25 protein-coding genes are annotated in these 22,629 nt (G+C 63.2%); 10 read left to right on the top strand and 15 right to left on the bottom strand.

Features of this window, described 5'->3' with window-relative positions:
* Positions 1-200 precede the first annotated feature (200 nt).
* A complete protein-coding gene (locus Amn_RS16010) occupies positions 201-932 on the top strand; it encodes a rhomboid family intramembrane serine protease (protein ID WP_154384031.1) in 732 nt (243 codons plus the stop codon).
* A gap of 102 nt (positions 933-1,034) precedes the next feature.
* Positions 1,035-1,466 (top strand): CBS domain-containing protein, encoded by a 432-nt coding sequence (locus Amn_RS16005; RefSeq protein ID WP_067961538.1) that lies wholly within the window; start codon positions 1,035-1,037, stop codon positions 1,464-1,466.
* 60 nt (positions 1,467-1,526) lie between these two features.
* Here the strand turns inward: Amn_RS16005 and Amn_RS16000 are convergent, their stop codons facing one another.
* A complete protein-coding gene (locus Amn_RS16000; RefSeq protein WP_067961539.1) occupies positions 1,527-1,784 on the bottom strand; it encodes a YjhX family toxin in 258 nt (85 codons plus the stop codon).
* Between the two features lie 539 nt (positions 1,785-2,323).
* Here Amn_RS16000 and Amn_RS15995 point away from each other — a divergent pair.
* The 3 genes from Amn_RS15995 to Amn_RS15985 all read left to right on the top strand — a co-directional run bounded on the left by Amn_RS15995 (position 2,324) and on the right by Amn_RS15985 (position 4,743).
* Positions 2,324-2,602, top strand: a complete 279-nt coding sequence (locus Amn_RS15995) for a sensor histidine kinase (RefSeq protein WP_246786989.1) — start codon at positions 2,324-2,326, stop codon at positions 2,600-2,602.
* Between the two features lie 144 nt (positions 2,603-2,746).
* Complete coding sequence (gene gatB, locus Amn_RS15990) at positions 2,747-4,249, top strand: Asp-tRNA(Asn)/Glu-tRNA(Gln) amidotransferase subunit GatB (protein ID WP_067966460.1); 1,503 nt, start codon at positions 2,747-2,749, stop codon at positions 4,247-4,249.
* A 2-nt stretch (positions 4,250-4,251) separates the two neighbouring features.
* Positions 4,252-4,743 (top strand): GNAT family N-acetyltransferase, encoded by a 492-nt coding sequence (locus Amn_RS15985; protein WP_067961543.1) that lies wholly within the window; start codon positions 4,252-4,254, stop codon positions 4,741-4,743.
* Positions 4,744-4,755: 12 nt separating this feature from the next.
* On the opposite strand, the gene panC is transcribed toward Amn_RS15985, so the two are convergent.
* From panC to Amn_RS15970, 3 genes are all read right to left on the bottom strand, one after another.
* Positions 4,756-5,601 carry a pantoate--beta-alanine ligase gene (gene panC, locus Amn_RS15980; protein ID WP_154384032.1) on the bottom strand — a complete coding sequence of 282 codons (846 nt, stop codon included), beginning with the start codon at positions 5,599-5,601 and terminating at the stop codon, positions 4,756-4,758.
* Positions 5,598-6,434, bottom strand: coding sequence for a 3-methyl-2-oxobutanoate hydroxymethyltransferase (gene panB, locus Amn_RS15975; protein ID WP_067961546.1), 837 nt, complete (start codon positions 6,432-6,434; stop codon positions 5,598-5,600). Before panB ends, panC begins: the two co-directional genes overlap by 4 nt.
* A 134-nt stretch (positions 6,435-6,568) precedes the next feature.
* Complete coding sequence (locus tag Amn_RS15970) at positions 6,569-7,051, bottom strand: hypothetical protein (RefSeq protein ID WP_286290364.1); 483 nt, start codon at positions 7,049-7,051, stop codon at positions 6,569-6,571.
* A gap of 157 nt (positions 7,052-7,208) precedes the next feature.
* On the opposite strand from Amn_RS15970, the gene Amn_RS15965 reads away from it, so the two are divergent.
* From Amn_RS15965 to Amn_RS15955, 3 genes are all read left to right on the top strand, one after another.
* On the top strand, positions 7,209-7,607 hold the full coding sequence (locus Amn_RS15965) for an NADH:ubiquinone oxidoreductase subunit NDUFA12 (protein WP_286290363.1): 399 nt from the start codon (positions 7,209-7,211) through the stop codon (positions 7,605-7,607).
* 316 nt (positions 7,608-7,923) lie between these two features.
* Entirely contained in the window at positions 7,924-8,355 is a 432-nt protein-coding gene (locus Amn_RS15960) for a DUF2155 domain-containing protein (protein WP_154384240.1), read from the top strand.
* Positions 8,356-8,424: 69 nt separating this feature from the next.
* Complete coding sequence (locus tag Amn_RS15955; protein ID WP_067961552.1) at positions 8,425-8,799, top strand: hypothetical protein; 375 nt, start codon at positions 8,425-8,427, stop codon at positions 8,797-8,799.
* Between the two features lie 7 nt (positions 8,800-8,806).
* Here the strand turns inward: Amn_RS15955 and aat are convergent, their stop codons facing one another.
* From aat to Amn_RS15925, 6 genes are all read right to left on the bottom strand, one after another.
* Entirely contained in the window at positions 8,807-9,424 is a 618-nt protein-coding gene (gene aat / locus Amn_RS15950) for a leucyl/phenylalanyl-tRNA--protein transferase (protein WP_067961555.1), read from the bottom strand.
* A gap of 12 nt (positions 9,425-9,436) precedes the next feature.
* Positions 9,437-10,780: an acetyl-CoA carboxylase biotin carboxylase subunit gene (accC, locus tag Amn_RS15945; RefSeq protein ID WP_067961557.1), complete on the bottom strand. Its 1,344-nt coding sequence runs from the start codon at positions 10,778-10,780 to the stop codon at positions 9,437-9,439.
* An 18-nt stretch (positions 10,781-10,798) separates the two neighbouring features.
* Entirely contained in the window at positions 10,799-11,272 is a 474-nt protein-coding gene (gene accB, locus Amn_RS15940; RefSeq protein WP_067961559.1) for an acetyl-CoA carboxylase biotin carboxyl carrier protein, read from the bottom strand.
* 29 nt (positions 11,273-11,301) lie between these two features.
* On the bottom strand, positions 11,302-11,736 hold the full coding sequence (gene aroQ, locus Amn_RS15935) for a type II 3-dehydroquinate dehydratase (protein ID WP_182574102.1): 435 nt from the start codon (positions 11,734-11,736) through the stop codon (positions 11,302-11,304).
* A gap of 131 nt (positions 11,737-11,867) precedes the next feature.
* Positions 11,868-12,662: a DsbA family protein gene (locus Amn_RS15930; RefSeq protein WP_286290356.1), complete on the bottom strand. Its 795-nt coding sequence runs from the start codon at positions 12,660-12,662 to the stop codon at positions 11,868-11,870.
* A 156-nt stretch (positions 12,663-12,818) separates the two neighbouring features.
* Positions 12,819-14,219, bottom strand: coding sequence for a M48 family metalloprotease (locus Amn_RS15925; protein ID WP_067961565.1), 1,401 nt, complete (start codon positions 14,217-14,219; stop codon positions 12,819-12,821).
* Positions 14,220-14,355: 136 nt separating this feature from the next.
* On the opposite strand from Amn_RS15925, the gene Amn_RS15920 reads away from it, so the two are divergent.
* Complete coding sequence (locus tag Amn_RS15920) at positions 14,356-15,504, top strand: pyridoxal phosphate-dependent aminotransferase (protein ID WP_154384033.1); 1,149 nt, start codon at positions 14,356-14,358, stop codon at positions 15,502-15,504.
* Between the two features lie 128 nt (positions 15,505-15,632).
* On the opposite strand, the gene Amn_RS15915 is transcribed toward Amn_RS15920, so the two are convergent.
* From Amn_RS15915 to Amn_RS15900, 4 genes are all read right to left on the bottom strand, one after another.
* Positions 15,633-17,309: a S8 family serine peptidase gene (locus Amn_RS15915; protein ID WP_286290348.1), complete on the bottom strand. Its 1,677-nt coding sequence runs from the start codon at positions 17,307-17,309 to the stop codon at positions 15,633-15,635.
* Positions 17,310-17,318: 9 nt separating this feature from the next.
* The gene (locus Amn_RS15910; protein ID WP_249925985.1) at positions 17,319-18,284 is read right to left on the bottom strand and encodes a phosphatase PAP2 family protein; all 966 of its coding nucleotides are present in this window, start codon (positions 18,282-18,284) and stop codon (positions 17,319-17,321) included.
* 48 nt (positions 18,285-18,332) lie between these two features.
* On the bottom strand, positions 18,333-20,120 hold the full coding sequence (locus Amn_RS15905; RefSeq protein ID WP_067961572.1) for an AfsR/SARP family transcriptional regulator: 1,788 nt from the start codon (positions 20,118-20,120) through the stop codon (positions 18,333-18,335).
* Between the two features lie 386 nt (positions 20,121-20,506).
* The gene (locus Amn_RS15900) at positions 20,507-20,701 is read right to left on the bottom strand and encodes a hypothetical protein (RefSeq protein ID WP_067961573.1); all 195 of its coding nucleotides are present in this window, start codon (positions 20,699-20,701) and stop codon (positions 20,507-20,509) included.
* Positions 20,702-20,959: 258 nt separating this feature from the next.
* On the opposite strand from Amn_RS15900, the gene Amn_RS15895 reads away from it, so the two are divergent.
* Positions 20,960-21,892 (top strand): glutaminase, encoded by a 933-nt coding sequence (locus tag Amn_RS15895; protein ID WP_182574098.1) that lies wholly within the window; start codon positions 20,960-20,962, stop codon positions 21,890-21,892.
* 54 nt (positions 21,893-21,946) lie between these two features.
* On the opposite strand, the gene Amn_RS15890 is transcribed toward Amn_RS15895, so the two are convergent.
* On the bottom strand, positions 21,947-22,435 hold the full coding sequence (locus Amn_RS15890; protein ID WP_286290344.1) for a hypothetical protein: 489 nt from the start codon (positions 22,433-22,435) through the stop codon (positions 21,947-21,949).
* Positions 22,436-22,629 lie beyond the last annotated feature (194 nt).

The following is a 22,629-nucleotide window of genomic DNA, read 5'->3' as shown; positions in this document are numbered from 1 at the left end:
ACGTTCCATTCACTCCATGAAGTGGCCGCGCAGGCGCGGTCGGCAGCACTTCAGTCAAGAGTTACTTTTGGGGACGGGCAGGGGGGCTCGACCAGCCGTCCAGGGGCAACCCTGGGCGGCTTCTTTTTTGCGCTTTCGGCCGGCCTGCACTAGATGGAACGAGGCTGGCGCACGCCGGACCACAAACGAATCGGAAGTGCATGAGCGAACCAGCAAGACAGAACGACGCGCCTGAGATCATCGAGGCCGAGCCGCAGCGCCGCGAACCGGTGTTCAACCTGCCAGCCATCGTCATTGCGATCATCGGCGCCTGCGTGGCGATCCATCTGATCCGTGTCTATGTCCTCAGCTCCGACCAGGATTTTGCCCTGGTGGTACGGGCAGCTTTCATTCCGATCCGCTATTCGGGCCAATATGATCTCGAAATCTGGGCTTTCACCAGCCCGCTGACCTATGCCTTCCTGCATGGCGGCTTCGCCCACCTGATCATCAACATGGTGTGGTTGGCAGCGTTCGGCTCGCCGCTTGCCAACCGACTCGGGGTCGCTCGGTTCTCGGCGTTCTTCGCCGTCACGACGCTTGCGGCGGTGGCGCTGCACTATGTGCTGCATTCGACCGATGCCTCGCCGCTCGTCGGCGCCTCGGGCGCGATTTCAGGCATGATGGGGGCTGCCGCGCGTTTCAGCTTCCAGGTCGACCGTTCGCAAGGCAAGCCGGCTTTTGCAGGCGCGCCGCTGCCGATCCGCGATGTCTTCCGCTCACGGACGGCAATGACCTTCTTGGGCGTGTGGATGGTCATCAACCTAGTCACCGGGATCGTCGGTTTCACCCCTGGCGTCGACAATCAGATCGCTTGGGAAGCCCATATAGGCGGCTTCCTGGCGGGCTTTCTGGGCATCAGGTTTTTCGACCGCAGGCGCGAGTTTGCCTGAGCGCGTTTTACTTGAAATGCGACCCAATGCAGCGCACGATGCAGTTGGCCCGGTGGGCCGGCATGGAGTGTTTTGACTGATCGACAGCAGCAGGAGGCCACGATGACTGTGAAGGCAATTCTCGAGAAGAAGGGCCACGACGTTTTTACCATTGGGCCCAATGTACAGCTGTCGGAAGCGGTTCGCATTCTTGCCGAACACCGTATCGGTGCCCTGGTCGTGACCAATGGCGACCGCAAGATCGTCGGCATCCTGTCCGAGCGCGACGTCGTCCGTATCATCGGCAAGGAAGGTGGTGCCGCCCTTGAAAAGGCGGTGCGCGACGTGATGACCCCCAAGGTCAAGATCTGCAACGAGAACCACACGGTTAACCAGGTCATGGAGATCATGACGGTCGGCCGATTCCGCCACCTACCTGTCGAGCGCGACGGTTATCTCTACGGCATCGTGTCGATCGGCGACGTGGTCAAGCGCCGCATCGAGGATGTCGAGCGGGAGGCAGAGGAAATCAAGGCCTACATCGCCACCGCCTGAGCTCAGGAGCACGCAGGGCTTGCGCCGGCCAGGACTGATCCCGGCCGGCGATGCCGCCTTTTACCTGTTGTCGAGTTCGGAGCGGACGAGTTCGAGTCCGCGCCGTGTGATGCGATAGGGGCCGCCATCGGAAGAAGAAACAGCCTTCTTTCGCTTCAGTTTCCTGAAAAGGTCGAGATCGAAGCCCGGATAGCGCCAGCCATCGCGGGTGAGGCAGATGGCTGCCTCGATCTTGCTCTTGTCGTTCTTCTCGATTTCGATACGTCCGCCCTGGGCGAGCAGGTGGAGGATGCGCTGTTCCGTGCGCGAGATGTCCATTCTTGATGAGTCCTGGAAAACCTGGCCGATGGGCCAAAGAAAAATGCCGCCGCCGCGAGAACTCACGGCACGGGGTTTCAGGTTTTCATGCCCCGCCTTCAGGAGAAGGCTGGGGCCTCAGCAGGGCTCAGACGAATAGAACATCCACACTCCATAGGGATGGCCAGGATATAGCAACGAAGCAGGCGAAATGCCAGCCCACCGACCCGCGCGGTCGGGTTGCTGGCTGGCGGATCTGTTGCCGATGCCGGCATCGCTGCAACAAGACTTGACATTACTTCATACCGGCACGGGTTCCGAATTGGGATGACTGGTCGCGTCGGGTGCAACGCCCGGTGGGGCGGGGCGCCCATCTCAGGCTTCGGAGTACGCATGTCCGCAAATATAGATACTGCACCGGTTGCTTTCCGCATGTCGCTGGCGGTTATGGTCATCGGGATTCTCGCCCCGGATACGGCTTGGGCAGCAGATCGCGCCACAGCCAATGACGAACAAATCTCTGCGACAACAGCGTCAAGTTCGCGCCCAATGTCGAGGTGGTGCTGACCGCCACCGACGACGCGGTGCTGATCGAGGTCAGCGACAACGGCCCCGGAATCCCCGAAACGGTGCGGGCGCGTGTATTCGAACCCTTCTACAAGGTCGACGCCTCACGCGGCGCGAGCGCCAGGCGCGGCTTCGGCCTGGGCTTGTCGATCGTCGCCGACATCGTGCACGGCCATGGCGGCAGGATAGCGCTCGACGACAACAGGCCGACCGGGCTTGTGGTCAAGGTCGACCTGCCAAGAGGCCTTGTCGCCGCCGAAGCGATGTCCTGAAGCGAGATGAGAACGCAAGCCGCAGCCTTGCCGCGCAGGCAGCGCTTGCCTCCATTGGCTGTTTGCACTAGCGAAGGCGCACACTAAACTATGCGTTTCGTACTTCTCGATCCGCATCTTCTCGATCCAATGACGCAGGCCGCCATGTCCCTCATCGATACCCGCACGCCCGACGCCAAGCGCTTCATTTCCGGTGCCACCGGTGACTGGGAGGTCATCATCGGCCTGGAGGTCCATGCCCAGGTCACTTCGGAAGCCAAGCTGTTCTCCGGTGCGTCGACCGCGTTCGGCGCCGAGCCCAACGCCAATGTCAGCCTGGTCGACGCGGCAATGCCCGGCATGCTGCCCGTCATCAACGAGGAATGCGTCAAGCAGGCGATCCGCACCGGCCTCGGCCTCAAGGCGCAGATCAACCTGAAGTCGGTGTTCGACCGCAAGAACTACTTCTATCCCGATCTGCCGCAGGGCTATCAGATCTCACAGTTCAAGCAGCCGATCGTCGGCGAGGGCAAGATCACCATCTCCGTCGGCCCTGACCGCAAGGGCGAGTTCGAGGACATCGAGATTGGCATCGAGCGCCTGCATCTCGAACAGGACGCCGGCAAGTCGATCCACGACCAGCATCCGACAATGTCTTACGTCGACCTCAACCGTTCGGGCGTGGCGCTGATGGAGATCGTCTCCAAGCCGGACATGCGCTCGTCGGACGAGGCAAAGGCCTATGTCACCAAGCTGCGCACCATCGTGCGTTATCTCGGCACCTGCGACGGCAACATGGACGAGGGCTCGATGCGCGCCGACGTCAACGTTTCGGTGCGTCGTCCGGGTGGCGAGTTCGGTACGCGCTGCGAGATCAAGAACGTCAACTCGATCCGTTTCGTCGGCCAGGCTATCGAATATGAGGCACGTCGCCAGATCGCCATTCTCGAGGATGGCGGCAAGATCGACCAGGAAACCCGCCTGTTCGACCCGAACAAGGGCGAGACGCGTTCGATGCGCTCGAAGGAAGAGGCGCACGACTACCGCTATTTCCCCGATCCGGACCTTCTGCCGCTGGAATTCGACCAGGCCTATGTCGACGCGCTCGCCAAGGACCTCGTCGAGCTGCCCGACGACAAGAAGGATCGCCTGGTCACCTCGCTCGGCCTGTCGGTCTATGACGCCTCGATTCTGGTTTCCGAAAAGTCGATCGCCGACTATTTTGAGAAGGTGGCAAGCGGCCGCGACGGCAAGGCGGCCGCCAACTGGGTCATCAACGATCTGCTCGGCGCGCTCAACAAGGCCGGCAAGGATATCGAAAACGCACCTGTTTCTCCGGATCAGCTCGGTGCCATCATTGACCTGATCAAGGAAGGCACGATCTCCGGCAAGATCGCCAAGGACCTGTTCGAGATCGTCTGGAACGAGGGCGGCGACCCCAAGGAGCTGGTCGAGAGCCGCGGCATGAAGCAGGTGACCGACACCGGCGCCATCGAAAAGGCCGTCGACGACGTCATCGCCGCCAACCCCGACAAGGCCGACCAGGCCCGCGCCAAGCCGACAATGGCCGGCTGGTTCGTCGGCCAGGTGATGAAGGCGACCGGCGGCAAGGCCAATCCGCAGGCGGTCAACGACCTGGTCAAGGCCAAGCTCGGCATCGAGGAATAGCGATGTTCGTACGCACGGCGAGCGAGCGCGACCTTGAGACGATCAAGGCGCTGCTCGCCGACACGTGGCACGCGACCTACGACGCCATCTATGGCGTCGAGCGGGTCGATGAAATCACGGCAGAGTGGCATTCGCTGGCGTCGCTCAAGGCGCGGCTGACGCGGCCGAATTCCGAGTTTCTTGTTGCCGACGACGGCAAGACCATCGCCGGCATGGCCTTCGCGGCGGCATCCGGTGACGCCAAGACAGTCATGCTGCACCAACTTTATGTGCTGCCGCGCCACCAGCGGGCCGGCGTCGGTCGGCTGCTGCTCGACGAGATCGAACAGTGCTTTCCCGAGGCGCGCATGTTGCGGCTCGAAGTGGAAGAGGCAAATGCAGGCGCCATTGCCTTCTACGAAGCAAATGGTTTCGCCCATGCCGGTGCGACTGCCAATTGCGGCGCCGACCAGTCCGGCATTCCGGCGCTGATCTTCGAGAAGAAGCTGGGCTGATACAGGCCGGACTTAGCTGGCCGAAATCTCGACATTGTCGATGAGACGCGTCTTGCCGAGGCGGGCCGCAACCAGCACTCGACCGTCCGTGTCGCGTTGCCATGGCGCGAGCGTGTCGCTTTGGCGCGCGGCGACATAGTCGACGGCATCGAATCCGGCTTCCAGCACGTCCTGCCGCGCGGCGGCCATCGTCACCGCCTCGTCGGCACCGCCTTCAAGGGCGGACGCTGCCTTGCGCAGGATCTTGTTCAATCGGCGCGCGATCTCGAGTTCCTGGGCGCTGAGATAGGCGTTGCGCGACGACATGGCGAGGCCCTCGCTGTCGCGGATCGTCGGCGAGCCCACGATCTCCAGCGGCAGGTTCAGGTCCTGCACAAGCTTCTTCACCACGCAGAGCTGCTGGTAGTCCTTCTCGCCGAACACGGCGAGGTCGGGCTCCGACTGGATGAACAGCTTGCCGACGACGGTGGCGACGCCGTCGAAGAAAGCCGGCCGGAAATCGGTCTCGAGCCCGGCCGACGGGCCGCCGACCGAGATCGAGGTGGCAAAGCCTTGCGGGTAGACCTCCTCGACACCGGGCGTGAAGGCGAGGTGGACGCCCGCCTTTTCCAGCCTGTCGAGGTCGAGCGCCAACTGGCGCGGATATTTGTCGAGGTCTTCGGTCGGCGCAAACTGGCGCGGATTGACGAAGATCGAGACGACGCAACGGTCGGCGCGCTCAAGGGCGGCACGCATCAGCGAGACATGGCCGTCATGCAGCGCGCCCATTGTCGGCACCAGCGCGACCTTCAGTCCTTCGGCACGCCATGCCCGCACCTGGGCGCGGAGGGCGGCGATGGTTTCGACGACAATGGTCATGCCTTGTCCTTGTTCAGCGAAAACAGGTGCTCGGGGCCGGGAAAGGCGCGGCTGCGGACGTCGCGAGCGTAGGACGCGGCGGCGTCAGCGACGACATCGCGCAAATGCGCGTATTCCTTGACGAATTTGGGCACCCGGTCGACGGTCAGGCCAATGGCGTCATCGATGACCAGCACTTGGCCGTCGCAAGCGGGGCTGGCGCCGATGCCGACGGTGGGAATAGTGATGCGCCGGGTGATCTCGGCCGCAACCGGCTCGACGGTGCCTTCGATGACGACCGAAAAGGCGCCCGCCGCCTCGACCGCCCTGGCATCGGCATAAAGCGCCTCGGCATTGGCCTCGGAGCGGCCCTTGATCTTGTAGCCGCCTTCCTTTTCGACCGACTGCGGCAACAGCCCGATATGGCCCATGACGGGAATGCCTGATGCGACGATGGCTGCGATCTGCGCGGCAATTGCCACGCCGCCTTCGAGCTTGACGGCATCGCAGCCGGTTTCGCGCATGATGCGGCCGGCGGAAGTGACGGCGTTTTCGACGCTGTCCTCGTAGCTGCCGGCGGGCATGTCGACGACGACGCAGGCGCGGGACGCGCCGCGCATCACCGCCTGGCCGTGGGCGACCATCATGTCCATCGTCGCGCCCAGCGTGTTGGGATGGCCATGCAGCACCATCGCAACGCTGTCACCGACGAGCAGCAGATCGACATGCGGATCGAGCAGCCGGGCGATCGGATAGGTGTAAGCGGTGAGACAGACGATGGGCTCCTTGCCCTTGCGGGCCAGCAGAGCGGCGGGCGTGATGCGGCCGGCAGCCGCAGGCGCGTCGGAAGCCATGTCTTTTCCTCCCTCGACGTTTCCGGCCAAGGCCGGTCCGTGAGCCCTGTCAGGGCGAGAGTCCTTTAAGGACCGGCTAATTACTTTGCAAGTGCGAGATGAAAACGTGAGCAAGTGCGAAATGGCATCGTCCATCAGGACGAGCGCGGCTCTGCCTCTTCCTGCGCAAGGCGCCTGATGTAGACGGCGAACGCGGGGTCTTCGCCTGGCAGGAGCTGGGGCAGGGCGTTGCGAAAATCCTCGCGCCGGCACCATTCGCGCATGAAATCCTCCCAGGATGCCCAGCGGCGGCGCTTGCGATCGGACATGCCGGGTTCGTAGGCGACGAGATAGGCACGTTCGAACAGGGAGATCAGGATTGCGAACATGGCGAGCAGCCGGTCCTTTTGTTCGGCCGTCAGGTCCTTCGTTGCGGTCTGCGATTGCAGGTAGAGGTCGGAATGGTTGAGCGACAGCGTCAGGAAGTTGGTGTAGCCGTCTGAGAGCATCTGGTAGATTTCTTCCTCTTCGTTGACCCGCGCCTTGCGCTGTTCGAAGACGAAGATGAAGATCGCCAGCGGCAGGCCGAAGATCGTCACCAGCATGCTCAGCATTTCGAGGATCTGCATGAAGGGCATGGATTGCGTCCATTCTGGTGCTCACCGTGAACAGTAGGTGTTGATGGATCGTCTGCCAATCGTCGCAGGCACCAGGTTGCGGCGTCTAATCTCTTGCCTTCGCGCCGGCGTGACGCCATAAGCAGGAGACTTTCGACGCGCCTGCCGCGAGGATCCGATGAAGAAATTCCTTGTCCAGTTTTTCACCTGGTGGAACGGCCAGACCCTTGGCACGCGTTTCCACACCTGGCGCAAAGGCACCAAGGTGGGCCAGGACGAGTTCGGCAACGTCTACTATGAAGGCGGCAAGGATTCGGAAGGCCGCACGCGCCGCTGGGTGATCTACAACGGTTATGCCGAAGCCTCGACGATTCCGCCCGGCTGGCACGGCTGGATGCACCATCGTGTCGACGTGGCGCCGCCGAGCGACAACTACATTCCGCGTGACTGGCAGAAGCCGCATCAGCCGAATCTGACCGGCACCGGCGGCGCCTACCGCCCGAAGGGTTCGGTGCTGGGCAATACGCATCGCCCGCAGGTCACCGGCGACTACGACGCCTGGACGCCCGGCGCTTAAGACAGACAGCTTAACGGCGCGGACATTTGTCGCCACAATTGGCGGCTAACTCCTTGCCCATTGGCGTCAGGCGATTAGCCTTGGCGCGTGGGAATCAGCGAGTGGGACACACTCCGGGCGCAACGGCGGTAACGACTGAATGATTTTTCCTGGCCGGATTCCGTCGAGCGGACGATCGAAGGCGAAAACCCTACTTGTGGCGGCAACGCTGTGCGCAGCGCTTGGCCAGGCAACGGCCCAGGACAGCATCGAGCGGCTGCCGCTCGATCAGCAGGTCGAGCAAGGTGACGATCTGCCTGCCATCGACGTCCCACCCTTGCCGGGTGAGGGGCAGCCTGCTCCCGATCAGGCCCAGCCTGCTCCTGCAGAGACACAGGCAGCACCCAAGGTCGCGGCCCCGCCGCAGCGGATCAAGAACGCGGTTGCCGAGTTTGCCGGCATCGACAAGATCACCGGCCGCATCATCACCTTCGACGTCTATGTCGACGAGACCGTGCAGTTCGGCGCGCTGCAGGTGACGCCGCGCGTCTGCTATTCCAGGCCCGAGAACGAAGAGCCGAAGACCGATTCCTTCGTCGAAGTCGACGAGATCACCCTCGACCGCAAGATCAGGCGCATCTTCACCGGCTGGATGTTTGCCGAAAGCCCGGGCCTCAACGCCGTCGAGCACGCCGTCTATGACGTCTGGCTGAAGGCCTGCAAGCAGAAGTCGGACGTTCCGGCTCCGGAAGCCGCCAAGACCAACTGAGCCTTTTTCGGAACCGCTTGGGGCCCCTGACGTTTGGCGTCGTGAGCAACGCCAGCGGAGGATCGTGCCGTGACCGTCAACCGTGACGAACTGCTTGAGCTCGAACGGGAATTCTGGACCGGGAACCAGGAGTTTTTTGCCGAAAACGCCGACAGGGAGTGCCTTGTCGCTTTTCCCGAGATGGCGGGCGTGATGAGCAATGCCGAGCTTGCCGCCACCGCGACCAAGCCGCGCCGCTGGCGCAATCTCGAGATGAAGGTGCAAGGAATCGTCGAACCGGGCAGCGACATCGTCATGCTGACATACGAGGCCAAGGCAATCCGTGAAGATGGCGAGCCGTACCAGGCGCTGGTGAGCACGGGCTACGTCCATCGCCTGCAGGGCTGGAAGATGATGTTCCACGCCCAGACGCCGATAACGCAAGCGGCTCAGACGAAGAGCTAGCTTGCCCTCAGGGCGTGAAGGTGGCTTCGCCGAGGAGCGCCTTGGCGAGCAGCTTCTCGTATTTGTCGCGTGGCACGTCGACCGCACCGAAGCGCTTCAGGTGATCGGTTGTGAACTGCGTATCGAGCAGCAGGAAGCCGCGTTCTCTGAGCCGCTGCACCAGGTGGACGAGGCACACCTTGGACGCATCTGTCTCGCGTGAGAACATGCTTTCGCCGAAGAAGGCGCGGCCCAGGGAGACACCGTAGAGCCCGCCGACCAACTCGCCGTCGCGCCAGGCCTCGACGGAGTGGGCGTTGCCGATCCGGTGAAGGTGGGTGTAGGCCTCGCGGATCGGCGCGTTGATCCATGTCGACAGGCGGCCTGCGCGCCGTTCGGCGCAGGCGTCGATGACGCCTTCGAAGTCGCTGTCGAAGCGGATCTCGAAATGGCCCTGCCGGATCGTCTTGGCGAGGCTGTGCGGCACATGGAAGCCGTCGAAGGGGATGATGCCGCGTGTCTCGGGCCGGACCCAGAACACTTCCGGATCCGACGCGCTTTCTGCCATGGGAAAGACGCCCGACGCATAGGCCTTCAGAAGAAGGTCCGTGGGTATGCCGTAGCCGGGCGCATAAGGTCGGGTCATGCGACCCTCATTCTACTCGCCTTTCGCGAGATGTTTTTCCAGCCAGTGGATGTCGTAGTCGCCATTTGCGATGTCGGGGTTACCGACAAGCTCGCGGAACAGCGGCAACGTCGTCTTGATACCATCTACCACGAATTCATCGAGCGCGCGCCGGAGACGCATCATGCATTCGACGCGATTGCGGCCGTGCACGATCAGCTTGCCGATCAGGCTGTCGTAGTATGGCGGGATCCGGTAGCCGGAATAGACGCCTGAATCGACACGGATGCCGAGGCCGCCGGGCGTGTGGAAATGCGTAATCGTGCCGGGCGAGGGCACGAAGGTGCGTGGATCCTCGGCGTTGATGCGGCACTCGATGGCATGGCCGTGGAAGCGGATGTCGTTCTGGGTGACCGACAGGCCGCCGCCCGAGGCGACGCGAATCTGCTCGTGCACGAGGTCGATGCCGGTGATCGCTTCGGTGATCGTGTGCTCGACCTGAAGGCGGGTGTTCATCTCGATGAAGTAGAACTCGCCGTTCTCGTAGAGGAACTCGATCGTACCGGCGCCGGAATAGCCGAGATTGGCCACCGCGTTGGCGCAGATGTCGCCGATGCGCGAGCGCTCTTCGCTGTTGAGGGCGGGCGAATTGGCCTCTTCCCAGACCTTTTGATGGCGGCGCTGCAAAGAACAATCGCGTTCGCCGAGATGGACGCCCTTGCCGGCGCCGTCGCCGAAAATCTGCACTTCGATGTGGCGCGGCTTCTGCAGGTACTTTTCGATGTAGACGGCGTCGTCGCCGAAGGCGGCACCGGCTTCCGAGCGCGCCGTGGCGAGCGCCATCTCGAGGTCGGCTTCGGTCAGCGCGACTTTCATGCCGCGGCCACCGCCGCCGGCGGATGCCTTGATGATGACGGGATAGCCGATCTCGGCAGCGACGCGCTTGGCTTCTTTCTCGTCGCTGACGGCACCTTCCGAGCCGGGCACGACCGGGATGCCGAGGCGCTTTGCGGTGCGCTTGGCTTCGATCTTGTCGCCCATGATGCGGATGTGGTCGCCCGAGGGACCGATGAAGGTGATGTTGTGCGCAGCCAGGATGTCGGCGAACTTGGCGTTCTCCGACAGGAAGCCATAGCCCGGATGCACGGCGTCGGCGCCTGTTATCTCGCAGGCCGCGACGATCTGATGGATGTTGAGATAGCTGTCGCGCGACGGCGGCGGTCCGATGCAGACGCTTTCGTCGGCGAGGCGCACATGCATGGCGTCGGCGTCGGCGGTGGAGTGCACGGCAACCGTCTGGATGCCGAGCTCCTTGGCCGCGCGCAGCACTCTGAGGGCGATTTCGCCGCGATTGGCGATCAGGATTTTCTGAAACATTGCGCGCAGCCTTCCGGCTTACTCGACGACGACGAGCGGCATGCCGTATTCGACAGGCTGCGCGTCTTCGATGAGGATCGCCTTGACCGTGCCGGAGCGCGGTGACGGAATCTGGTTCATCGTCTTCATCGCTTCGATGATCAGCAGCGTCTGGCCTTCCTTGACCACCGAACCGATCTCGATGAACGGCTTGGCATCCGGCGACGGCGCGAGATAGGCGGTGCCGACCATCGGCGAGGGCACTGCGTTCTTCGAGCTGTCGACGGCAGCAGCCGGGGCAGCGGCAGCCGCTGCGGCCACCGGTGCGGCGGCTGCAAGCGGGAGAGGCGCCGGCGCGGCGTAAGCCTGGACGGCAGCCGCTGCCTGGCGCGACACGCGCACCTTGAGATCGCCGAGTTCGACTTCGATCTCGGTCAGGTTGGTATCGTTCAGGATCCCTGCGAGGTCGCGGACCAGCTGCTGATCAACACCATCGGTCTTCTTCGTCGCCATGTTCTAGCCTTTTCTCTTCCTGTTTCCGGTCAGAGCCGGGCGGCCAGCGCCTGCAGCGCCAGCGTGTATCCGAGCGGTCCGAAGCCGCAGATCATGCCCACGGCCACTGGTGCCACCATCGATTTGTGGCGGAACGGCTCGCGGGCGTGGATGTTGGAAAGGTGCACCTCGGCGACCGGCAAGGGCGAGACGGCACGAATGGCGTCCTGCAGCGCGATCGAGGTGTGGGTGTAGGCGCCTGCATTGAGCACGATGCCGACAGCTTTTTCGCCGGCCTCGTGGATCCAGTCGACCAGGACGCCCTCGTGGTTCGATTGGCGGAATTCGATCGCAAGGCCGAGCGAGGCGGCTGCCGCCTGGCAGTCGGCTTCGATGTCGGCCAGGGTCTTGCCGCCATAAATCCCGGGCTCGCGTTTGCCCAGCATGTTAAGGTTCGGACCGTTGAGGACGTAAACCGTTTTCAAATTAAAGACCTTTCCACCCGCCAGATCCTCTCTGGCGCGGCGGACCCTCTATAATCGGCATAAGCCGTCGCGGAAAGAGCGCAAGCGACTTCTTGCGCTGTCCACAACGGCTCGCGCTGAACAAAGCTTGCTCAGCAGGTGGAATTTGCCTGGCAGGCGGCTGCCGCGGCGATCTTTTCCGCCAGCACATCCTGGCCGAGTGCGCCGAAGACGACCTCGTTGCCGACGACATAGGATGGCGTGCCGCTGATCTGCAGCTTGTTGGCGAGATCGTAGGTGCGGTTGAAGGCTTCGCCGATCGTGGGGTCCTTCATCGCCTCGCGCAGCTTGGCCTCGTCGGCACCGAGCTCGAGCGCCAGCTTGATGGCGCTGTCCTCGCCGGCGCGACCTTCGCCGCCGAGCAGCTTGTCGTGGAACTCGCCGTACTTCTCGGGCATCAACTTGCGGAAGGCCATCGACACGACATGGGCCTTCTGAGAGTCCGGGCCGAGGATCGGGAACTCCTTGAGCACGAAGCGCAGGTCGGGGTTGGTCTTGACCAGCGCGTTCATGTCGGCCTGGGCGCGTTTGCAGTATCCGCAATTGTAGTCGTAGAACTCGACGATAGTGATCTTGCCGTCGGGATTGCCGACGATGCCGTCGAACTTCGAGTTGAAGATTTCGTCCTTGCTCTCCTTGATCACGCTCAGGCTGGCGATGCGCTGCTCTTCCTTCTGCTTGGCTTCGAGAGCGCCCTGCATTTCGAGCAGCAGTTCAGGGTTGTTGAGCAGGTAGTCGCGCACGATCGTCTCGACCTGCTTCTTGTCGAGGGCCGTGGTAGCCGCTGTTTCCGCATGTGCGGCATTTGGCGAACCGGCGAGGCCGAAGGCCAGCATGGCGAGGGCGACGGCGATGCCGGTCGTGCCGAGAAGAAGTGCTTTTTTCATGGTCCCTTGGTCTCCAGCCGTTTCGGCTTATGCATGCCTCCGAAAATCTGAAACGATTTTTGGCAAGGGGCATGCATCAGGTTTAAAGTTCTACAGCGTCCTTTGCGCGTCCGGATGACGCGCGGCGCTGTGTGTCGCTGTCCGCCGAAAGAAAGTTCACTTCTTTTTCTTGCTCGGCGCTTTGTAGTTGATGATGTCCTGCGCGCGGACCCAGCCCGGCGAGCCTGGCTTGAGCTTCTGCTGGGCTCGCATCGCAAAGATTTTCGCGTCCTGATAGGCGCCGCTGTAGTAGTGACCGTCGGCGGTGGCAAGGTCGGCGTCGGCGACGTCGCCGAGCATGCCGTAGGCTTGAGCGAGGTAGCGATAGCCCGAGGCGTTCTCGCGGTCGCGGTCGAGGCCCTTGCGGATTTCGACGACAGCCTTCTTCAGCGCGTCGGGCGTGCCCATGGCGAGATAGGTCTGGCCGAGTTGGATCGGCAGGATACCTGATTTCGCCGTGTCGAGGCGGACAGCGTTGGTATAGGCCTCGGCTGCGGCCGCGGGCTTGTTCGACTTCATCAGGATGTCGCCGCGCAGCTCGTGGAAGTAGGCGTTTTTCGGCTGCGACTTGATCAGCGCATCTGTCTTGCTCAGCGCCGAACGCAGATCGCCGAAAAGATAGGTCGACTGGGCGTCGCCATAGCGCGAGGCGAGACCGTCGGTGCCGCGCAGCAGTCGTGAAGTGGCGGCCTGCCCTTGGGTGTAGGCGGCGATCTTGACACGCATCATGTCGTGCCGCTGCTGCAGCGCCTCGGAATCCTTCTTGTCGAAATAGGGGCTTTCGCGCGCCAGCGTCTCGAGATTGGCGATGCGCTCGCGCGGCATCGGGTGGCTGACCTGGTATGGATCGACGCGCGCGCCCGACAGCGACAGTGCGTTCTGGAAGCGCTGGAATGTCTTCAGCATGCCCTGCGCCGACTGGCCGGTGGCATTGAGATAGGTGATCGCCGAACGATCGGCGGTGACTTCTTCCGTGCGCTGGTAGCCGAGCAGGCTGCGCCGTGCCATTTCTGAACCGCCGGCGACGACGCCGGCGCCCGCAGCACCAAGGCCCTTTGCGTCACTCGCTGCACCTGCGACCATGGCACCGGCGCCAAGCAGGGCGGCGACGATCGCCATCGTCTGGGCACGCGCCAACTGGTCGCGCAGGCGCTCCTGGTGGCCGCCGGCGATGTGGCCGGCTTCATGGGCGATGACGCCGATGATCTCGTTCGGCGTCTCGGCCGTCATCAGTGCGCCGGTGTTGATGAACATGCGCCGGCCGGCAACGAAGGCGTTGAAGGCCGGGTCGTTGACGAGCACGATGTTGATGTTCGAATTGGCAAGCCCCGCCGCCTTGAGAATCGGCCGGGCATAGTCGCGCACCAGGGCTTCGATCTCGGCGTCGCGGACGATCGGAACACCCTGTGCATGGGCAGTTCCCATTGTGCCGAGAGCAAGCCCGGCCGACAGCGCAAGCGCAGTGACTGCGCGCGTTGATCTTGCGACGAAACGCGAAAGACTTGTGATGCTCTGCATAGCGGGAAACACTCGTAAACGAGCCGTCGGGCTGTGAAAAGGCTGGTTCAAGAAACTCATCAACTTGTGATCCCCATATCAATCAGGCATTTGTGCGGCACATTGCCTGGCGGGCGACAGTAGAAAGTGAACGAAAATGGCGGTTGCGATTTCACGGCGCGGCGAAGTCGAGCCCTTCCATGCGATGGACATTCTGGCCGAGGCCAACAGGCTCAGGGCGTTGGGCGCGCCGGTCATTTCGATGGCTGTCGGCCAACCCTCCGATCCGGCGCCGCAGCGGGTGCGTGACGCCGCGGCAGCCGCGCTCAAACTCGGCCGTATCGGCTACACCGACGCGCTCGGGCTTTCCGATCTGCGCAAGGCGATCTCGGCACATTATGCCGAGCATTACCGCATCGATGTGCCGGTTTCGCGAATCGCCGTCACCACCGGCTCGTCCGCGGCCTTCAATCTCGCATTCCTGGCAATGTTCGATGCCGGCGACCGGGTGGCGATCGCGGCGCCCGGCTATCCTGCCTATCGCAACATCATGGGCGCTCTTGGGCTCGACGTGGTCGAGATCGAGCTGGAGGGCGCGGCCTACCTCCATGCCGAGCACCTGCGCACAGCACATGCGCAGAAGCCGCTGAAAGGCGTCTTGTTTGCAAGCCCCGCCAACCCGACCGGTGCCGTCGTGCCGGCCGGCGACCTCAAGGCGCTTGTCGATACCGCGCGCGAACTCGGGATCGCGGTGATTTCGGACGAAATCTACCATAGGCTCGCCTATGGCGCGCCAGATGTGACCGCACTCACCTATGACAGTGACGTCACCGTCATCAACTCGTTCTCCAAATATTACTGCATGACCGGCTGGCGCATCGGCTGGATGGTGCTACCGGACCGGCTGGTGCGGCCAGTCGAGCGCATCGCGCAATCGCTTTACATCTCGGCGCCTGAGCTGTCGCAAGTGGCGGCCATCGAGGCGTTCAACGTCACTGACGAACTCGAAGTGATCAAGGCGCGCTACGCCTGGAACCGCGAACTGCTGGCCAAAAGACTGCCGGAACTGGGCTTCAGCTTCGCCGCACCCATGGACGGTGCGTTCTACGCCTTCTGCGACGTCTCGCGGCTGACCAATGACAGCATGGAATTCGCCAGCCGCATGCTGGCCGAGGCGCATGTCGCAGCCACGCCGGGCCGGGATTTTGACCCGCTCGCAGGGCACCGTTTCATGCGGTTTTCCTATGCGGGCAGCCATGACGACATGATCGAGTCGATGGATCGCCTGGAACGCTGGCTGCGTTGAAAGCGCAACCGCCCCGTCGGCCGTACCGACGGGGCGGACAGGGGCAAAGGGGAGGATGGGCTTTGCCGCCTGAGCGCCGGAATGCCCATGCCCCCCAGCATGCATTCCGACATGAGTTACGCGATCGGTCAGGGCGCGAGTATTGCCGCGACCGCCTTGCCGGCATCGAGCAGGCCAGCGCCGAAGAAATACGTCTTGCCCTTCGCCGGTTCGTTGTCGGCGTTCATCGGATCCTGCGTCAGCGGGGTCGTGCCCGGCTTGACAGAAGCATTCTGATCGCAGGCGGCAATGAGGTTTGCTTTGGATGTCAGGCCGTCCAGTTTCGCCGCGGCGCCATGCTTTGCCTTGTGGGCACGGGCCGTGAGGGCAGCCACACCGGCGACGAGAGCCGCCGCGCCGGAGGTCCCGCCGAAGGTGGTGTAGTAACCGCCGCCGATGCCCTGGTTGTCGAGCGGCGGCAGGATCGACGAATAGGGGTCGGAGCCACCGGCATAACCGAAGGTGCCGGGCAGGTCGGTGGTCAGCAGCGAGAAATGGCTGTGCGGAATGACCTTGCCCTTGCCCGGATGGTAGTGGTGCTGGTCGACCATCGGGTTGGTCCGGTCGACGCGCAACTGGTGTCTGGTATAGATCTCGAAATCGTCCGACGGCGCGACAAGCGTCAGCTTGGCGCCATAGTTGCTGTAGCCGGAGCGGTAGCCATGTGGCGTCACCGCGCCGACGGCGATGATGCCGTTGTTGGCGGCGGCGAGATTGGCCGGGTAGATCAGCTGGCTCTCGCCGTCATTACCGGCCGCGCAGACCACGGGCACCTTGCGGCTGATGGCAACGATGAGCTTGGCGAGCGTGTTCCAGGCGATCTCGCGGTTGCCGGTCTTGCCGACCGCATGCGGCCTGATCTCGCTTGCCGGCGGCGTCGCCTCCTCAAGACGGGCGAACAGATCGGCACGCTCCCAGTTGGCACGGTCGTCGAGGTCTTGAGAGAGCTCCGGCTTGGCATTCAAAACGCTGCGCACCGGGTCGGGGATGCCGCGCGGCAACAGGATGACGTCGGCGCCATTGGCAAAGGCATAGAGGAGCGCTGCTATGAACTGGTCGGGCTGCTGCTCGAAGCCGGTCCGGATCGAGATCAGCCGCGACAGCGGGTCGACGCCGAAATAAGGCAGCATGTTGCGGTTCGGGTTCGGCACGGCAGTGCCGTCGTCTGATATCAGCACATCGGGCAGGGCGATCGCCGGATTGGGCGCGACGGTTGCCGCCGGTTCGCCGACGACGAGGCCAGCAACAGCGGTGCCGTGGCTGCCAAAGGTCTCGTCACCCTCGATCAGCGTGTGCAGCACGCCTTCCGAAGCTGCGAGCTCGGCGATCAGGCTGCCGAGATAGGCGGTCTCCGGGCCCGTCAGGTTGAGCGTGCCCAGCCCTGCGGTGGAGATGCCGGCGAAGAAGGCGGCCTTGACCTCGGGGTCATAGGGGCTGGCGGCAGGGGCGGCGACATATTTGGCGCCATAGGGGTGGCTCACCAGGTCGATCGACTTCACCGCGTCCAGCCGGCTCTTGAGGTTGGGGTGGCTGCGGCTGACGCCGACGTCGATCAGCGCGACTGTCGCAGGAGCCGTCGCTGCCGGGAACGCCTCTGATATCGTATCCCAGACGGTGCCGTTGATTGTGGGCGAGGAGTAGTCGACCCCGCCACCCGGGGTCAGCGGCCCGAAGGTGGCATCGATCACGCCGAGTGCCGCAAGGTGCCAGAGGTAGTAGTAGGACTGAGGGTGCTGGAAGGAGAACTGTGTGTTGCCGTTTGCCATGATCGCCCCTCAGATCCATTCGCGCTGTGCGGCGAGATAGTTCGCCATGAAGGCGTCACGCAGATATGGCTGGAAGCGCTGTGCCAGCGCCCGGCCGCCATTGGTGTCGCTGGGATAGTGCAGGCCTGCCCATTCGCGGTTTTCCGCGACTTTGCGGGCAATGCGCGACAGCTCCTCCGTCGCCGGGTGCTCCGGCAGGATGGCGTTGAAGGCAAAGGCAATCGAGTGGCACTGGAACGAGTGGTTGCTCGGATAGGCCTGGTGCGCTGGATTGGGCAGCATGAGCCGCAGGCGTGGCTCGACCTGGTTGGGTCGGGTGCGGTTGAATTTTGCCTTGTAGATCAGCCCGACATATTCGCAGGCCGTCAGGATCGACTGGAACAGGCCCTCGGTCTGGTCGAAGCCGCTGATGCCGTCGATGCCCAGCGGCTTGGTGAAGTCGGAGACGTCAAGCGTCGCCTCGCGCTCGATGTCGTCCTTGCGACGCGAGCGTTCGCGGTCACGGGCCTGCAGCGAAAGCATGACTGTCGTTTCGAGACGGGTGACGTCGGGGCCGGGCGGCAGCGGAATGTCGAGCTGCTCCCAGGTGAATTTGCGCGCTGCCGTGAACGCATGTGGCGAGGGCGACGTGTGCAGACGCCTGAGCTCGAAGGCCGGGATCAGGCTTGCCTGCGATCCAGTGCCTGATCCCGATTGAAGAGCGCTGCCCTTGTTCTTGTTTTTGTTCTTGTTTTTATTCTTGTTCTTGTTGAGCGAGGCCTTGTTGAGCACGCCGGCGCTCATGACGGCACTGGCGACTCCGGCCGACATCACCATCGCCTCGGCGCCGGAGGCGAGTGTGGTTTCCAACACGATCGGAGGCCGATCCGTGGCCGCGCAAGGCAGCACGTCGTCGCCGGCGATCTTGAAGCGGTACTGATCGAGAAAGTGCGAAAAGCCGCCCTCAGCAGGCGCGGAGCTGTCGTTGCCAGACACTGAATTCCCCATTGAATTGATCGAAATGTGCGGTGCTCGGCGCGTCCGTCATGTTTTTTTGACACCGGCCTTGATCAGACCGGAGATCAGATTGGCGCCGCCCTCGGTGCGCATGATTGGATAGCGGGCGTCGATCAGCGAGCTGATCGAGAAATTGGGTTCGACGACGTTCAGCCGGTCGAGCAGCGAGCGGGCGGCGCGGATGTCGCCGAGCTGGGCGTGGCTCGCCACGAGATAACGCAGCAGCGAATTGAAATCGGGCCGCTCGCGTAGCGCCTGCTCGCCGGCTTCGATGGCGACGCGATGATTGCCGGCGAGCGTGGCGTTGATCAGCCGCGAGGTGTCGAAATAGTAGCGATAGGGGCTGTAGGCTCCGAGATGGCGCGCCCAGTTGGCGAGGCTGAGCCCTTTGTCCGGCTGGCCGGCATAGGCATGCAGCATCGAATAGAGGTCCCAGCCGAGCACCTGGGTCGGGTTGGCGCGGATGGCGCGCTCGAACAGGCCCGATGCGTAGTCGTATTCGCCGAACAGGAACGAATGCACATGGCCGACGAGCGCCAGGGTGACCGAATTGCTGGAATCGAGTTCCAGCGCCTTGCGGGCGTAATGCTGAGCCTGCTCGATGGCCACGGCAGAATCGGAGAAACGCTGGCCGACCTGGAAGGTCATCAGGAAGGCGAGCCAGGCATAGGCCTGCGACGACGGCCGCTGGGCGATGATGCGCCGGAGCGACGCCTCGGACATGACGAGGTCGTTGCGCGACAGCCGGAACATGGCGTTGACGGCGGCATAGAGGCTCTCGGCCTCGACGGCGTCGTCGGTCTGTTCGGAGCGCGCAATGAAATATTTTCGCAACTCGTCCATCGCCTCGTTGATGAGCTGGTGCGCCGCCGAGGTTTCGCCTGCCTCGATCGCGCGCCGTTCAAGCGTGGCGCCGCCCATCCACAGCAGGCTGCGGTCGGCGGTGCGATGGACACTGACGCTGATATAGGCCTGGTGCGCCGAAAAGCGGTAGCGGACCTGAATCGCCAGCGCCACCGAATCGAACGCCGTTTCCGGTTCCTGCGTCGGCGACAGATCCGGCCGCGACAGGTCGGAGACGGTCAGTTCGCCGCCTTCGAGCAGCGACCGCACCAAGAGTTCGGAAAACATGTCGGGCAGCGATTCTGCCCCGAAGGCATCGCCTGAGATCGCCGGCGGCAGTAGCGCCACCGACCAGCCGGTCCGGCTCCCGGTCAGCGGCAGCGACTTGCGGTTGCCGCCGTCGGAGGAATTCGGTCCCGATTTCTGTCCCTGGGCCGGGATGAGGCCGTTGCTGCGCCTGTCCTTGGGGCTGACGTCGCGCTGGCCGAGCGCATTTTCGAGTCGGCCCTGCCAGACCTGCCGCTCGAGCATCAGCCATTCCTCGAATTCGGGGTCGCCGATGTCGAGGCCTTCGAGCAGCTCCGGCCAGGATTCGAGCTCGACTTCGCTGGGCACGGATTGGCGCGACGGGTCGAGCAACTGCAGCGCGTCGACCGACACGCGGTTGAGGTCGAGCGAGATGGTGTGGTTGTCGGAAATGATGATGCTGTCGGCGATCGGGCCGAGCGATTTGCGGACGTCGACGAGGGCCTGTCTCAGGCTGGCTGCGGCCTGCTCCTCGCCGCGGTCGCTCCATAGCTTGTCGCGCAGCCAGATACGCGAGCGGGCACCGCGTGGAGCAAGTGCCAGCATGGCCATGAGCGCGCGCGACTTCTGCGCCTTGGGCGTGCACGACGCGCCGGCTGCGTCGGTGACGGCCAGCGCCCCGAACAGGTAGATATTGCAAAGCGTACTGGCGTCTTCACCAGCCATCGTGCGGACCTTCGCTGCAGGTCGTCCATGCCCCTGAAGAGGGTACCACAGGTCGAATCGCCTGTGGTCCTCGCAACTTGCATCGGGAGCATACAACGACATTCCGGCAAGTGCGCGTGCTTGTATGCTTCTGGCACCGGGCAAAACCTGCAGCATTCCAGCGTTCCTCACCACTCTTGCCGGAGCCGATTCCGGCCTGATTTCGGAAGGACGTTAGGGGAGGCGGGGTGATTGCGGCGTGAGTGAAACGTCAAAACAGCCGTGAAATGCAGATTTGACGGCCCATCAGATGGGGCCCATGTTCCTCACGCGCCAAGCGTTTCGGCAATCGCCTCGGTGACCGCGACGCGCAGATCGTGCGCCGTCGCGTCGCCAGTCGTGAAAGGTTAGCGTCCCGACGAGCCGTTGCTGCGGCGGGGGCCGGCGAGTTCCCTGCCAAGTGCCAGCGCTTCCTGCAGGTCGGTTGCGTATTTGGCCGTATCTTCGAGGCCGCCGAAATAATTGAGCCGGATGGTTTCACCACGCTTGCTCATGACCACGCCGATGCTCCGCAGGCTCTCACGCACATCAGAAAAACGCATTTCGCAACGTCTCCGTTTGGTGGGTTGAACGAACATTAGAGGTTGCTTGTAACAGTGCCGTGTTGACGCAACGTGAGGGATACGTGAATCGCCGCTACGAAAGTTTCGCTTTCGGCACATCTTTCGACGATTCGGCGGCCGCCAGCCCACAAAGCGTCAGGGTTGTGCCGCTCTGTGATGACCAGGGGATGGGTGGCGTCGCGCGCGACTTGATGTAGAACGGCCTGCCGGTTCGAGCCGGTCGAAGCAGGAAGTGTCATGCCCAGCCTCCAGGATACGCTGAACGAGATCGTCGCCGAGATGGCAGCGCAGACGGAGCGCGGCGAGGTTGCCTCCTACATTCCAGAACTGGGCAAGGTCGATCCGGCCAAATTCGCCATCGCAGTGGTCAAGAACGACGGCGAAGTGGCGGCGGCGGGTGACGCCGACGAGCCGTTTTCGATCCAGAGCATATCGAAGGTGTTCACCCTGGCGCTGGCGCTTGGTCGCGTCGGCGACCAGCTGTGGAACCGCGTCGGGCGCGAACCTTCAGGCACGGCCTTCAACTCCATCGTCCAGCTCGAACTCGAACACGGCATTCCGCGCAATCCTTTCATCAATGCCGGGGCCATCGTCGTCTCCGACGTGCTGCTGTCGGGCCACCAGCCGCGCGAGGCGATCGGCGAGGTGCTGAGCTTCATGCGCACTGTGGCCGACGACGATTCTGTCATCATCGACCGCGACGTGGCCAATTCCGAGCGCGCCACCGGCTTCCGCAATTTCGCACTGGCCAACTATCTCAAGGGGTTCGGCAATCTGAACCACGCGCCCGAGATGACGCTGGGCGTCTATTTCCACCATTGCGCCGTCGCCATGAGCTGCCTGCAACTGGCCAATGCGGGGCGGTTCCTGGCCAATGCCGGGCGCATCGAGGAGACGGGTCACACGATCGTCTCGAGCGAGCGCGCCCGCCGCATCAACGCGCTGATGCTGACCTGCGGACACTATGACGGTTCGGGCGAGTTTGCCTTCCGCGTCGGCATTCCCGGAAAAAGCGGCGTCGGCGGCGGCATCCTGGCGATCGTGCCTGGTGTGGCATCGATCGCCGTGTGGTCGCCGGGGCTCAATGCGCGCGGCAACTCGATGCTGGGCTCGATCGCGCTGGAACGGCTGACCAAAAGGATGAACTGGTCGATCTTCGCCTCGCGCTGAGGCATTTCGCGCTGGACGATGCTGCAGGCCGGCCCGGGCTCAGGCACCGCCGGTTTAGTGTTGCTCTGCCAGCCAGCTGTCATGCAGCCATTTTTCGCTCTGGCGGCGGCCTTCGAGGTTGGCCCAGACGATGTCGCGCTCGAACACCATCACCTCGCGGTCGGCGCCGACGATCACCCAGAACCAGCGGCCGTCGACAAGATTGCGCATTTTCACCTTCATGCCCGTCAACGTTGTGCTCTTGCCGTCAGCGCGGATCGCCTCGTCATGCGGAGCAATGAAGCTGACCTCGTGGCGAGGCAGAAGGTCGGCGGCATGGTCGGACAGGAAACGCATGGCGATGTCATGCGCTTCGTCCTGGCTGGGCAGGACGCCGTCGCGCAGCGCGAGATCCATGCGTACGAACCCCTTGAGCCTGCCGGAGGTGGCGACCACGGCGCTGAAATGCTCGCCGCCCAGACCGGCATTGCGTTTGTCCGCACGTTCCATGCGGATGAGCACGTCCATATAGGTGGCAACGGAGTGTTTGTTGCGGAAGCGCAATATGTCCTAACGTTCGTTAGGGCGGGGGACAATGCAGGGACAATCGAAGATGGAACGCAAACAGTGCCTAGCCTTCGGTTTGTCGATGACGCTGACACGGGAATTTCCCGTGCTGGAGCAGACGACCTTCGAATTGGAAGCGGTGGCCAGTTTGGTCTCCAGGTTGCCAAGCTCGGCAGTATCGGCGTTGGTGC

The organism is Aminobacter sp. Y103A (genome assembly GCF_030294925.1).
Lineage (GTDB): Bacteria > Pseudomonadota > Alphaproteobacteria > Rhizobiales > Rhizobiaceae > Aminobacter > Aminobacter ciceronei.
Note: the sequence above shows the minus strand (reverse complement) of the source record. Positions and strands in the feature narration are given on the sequence as shown.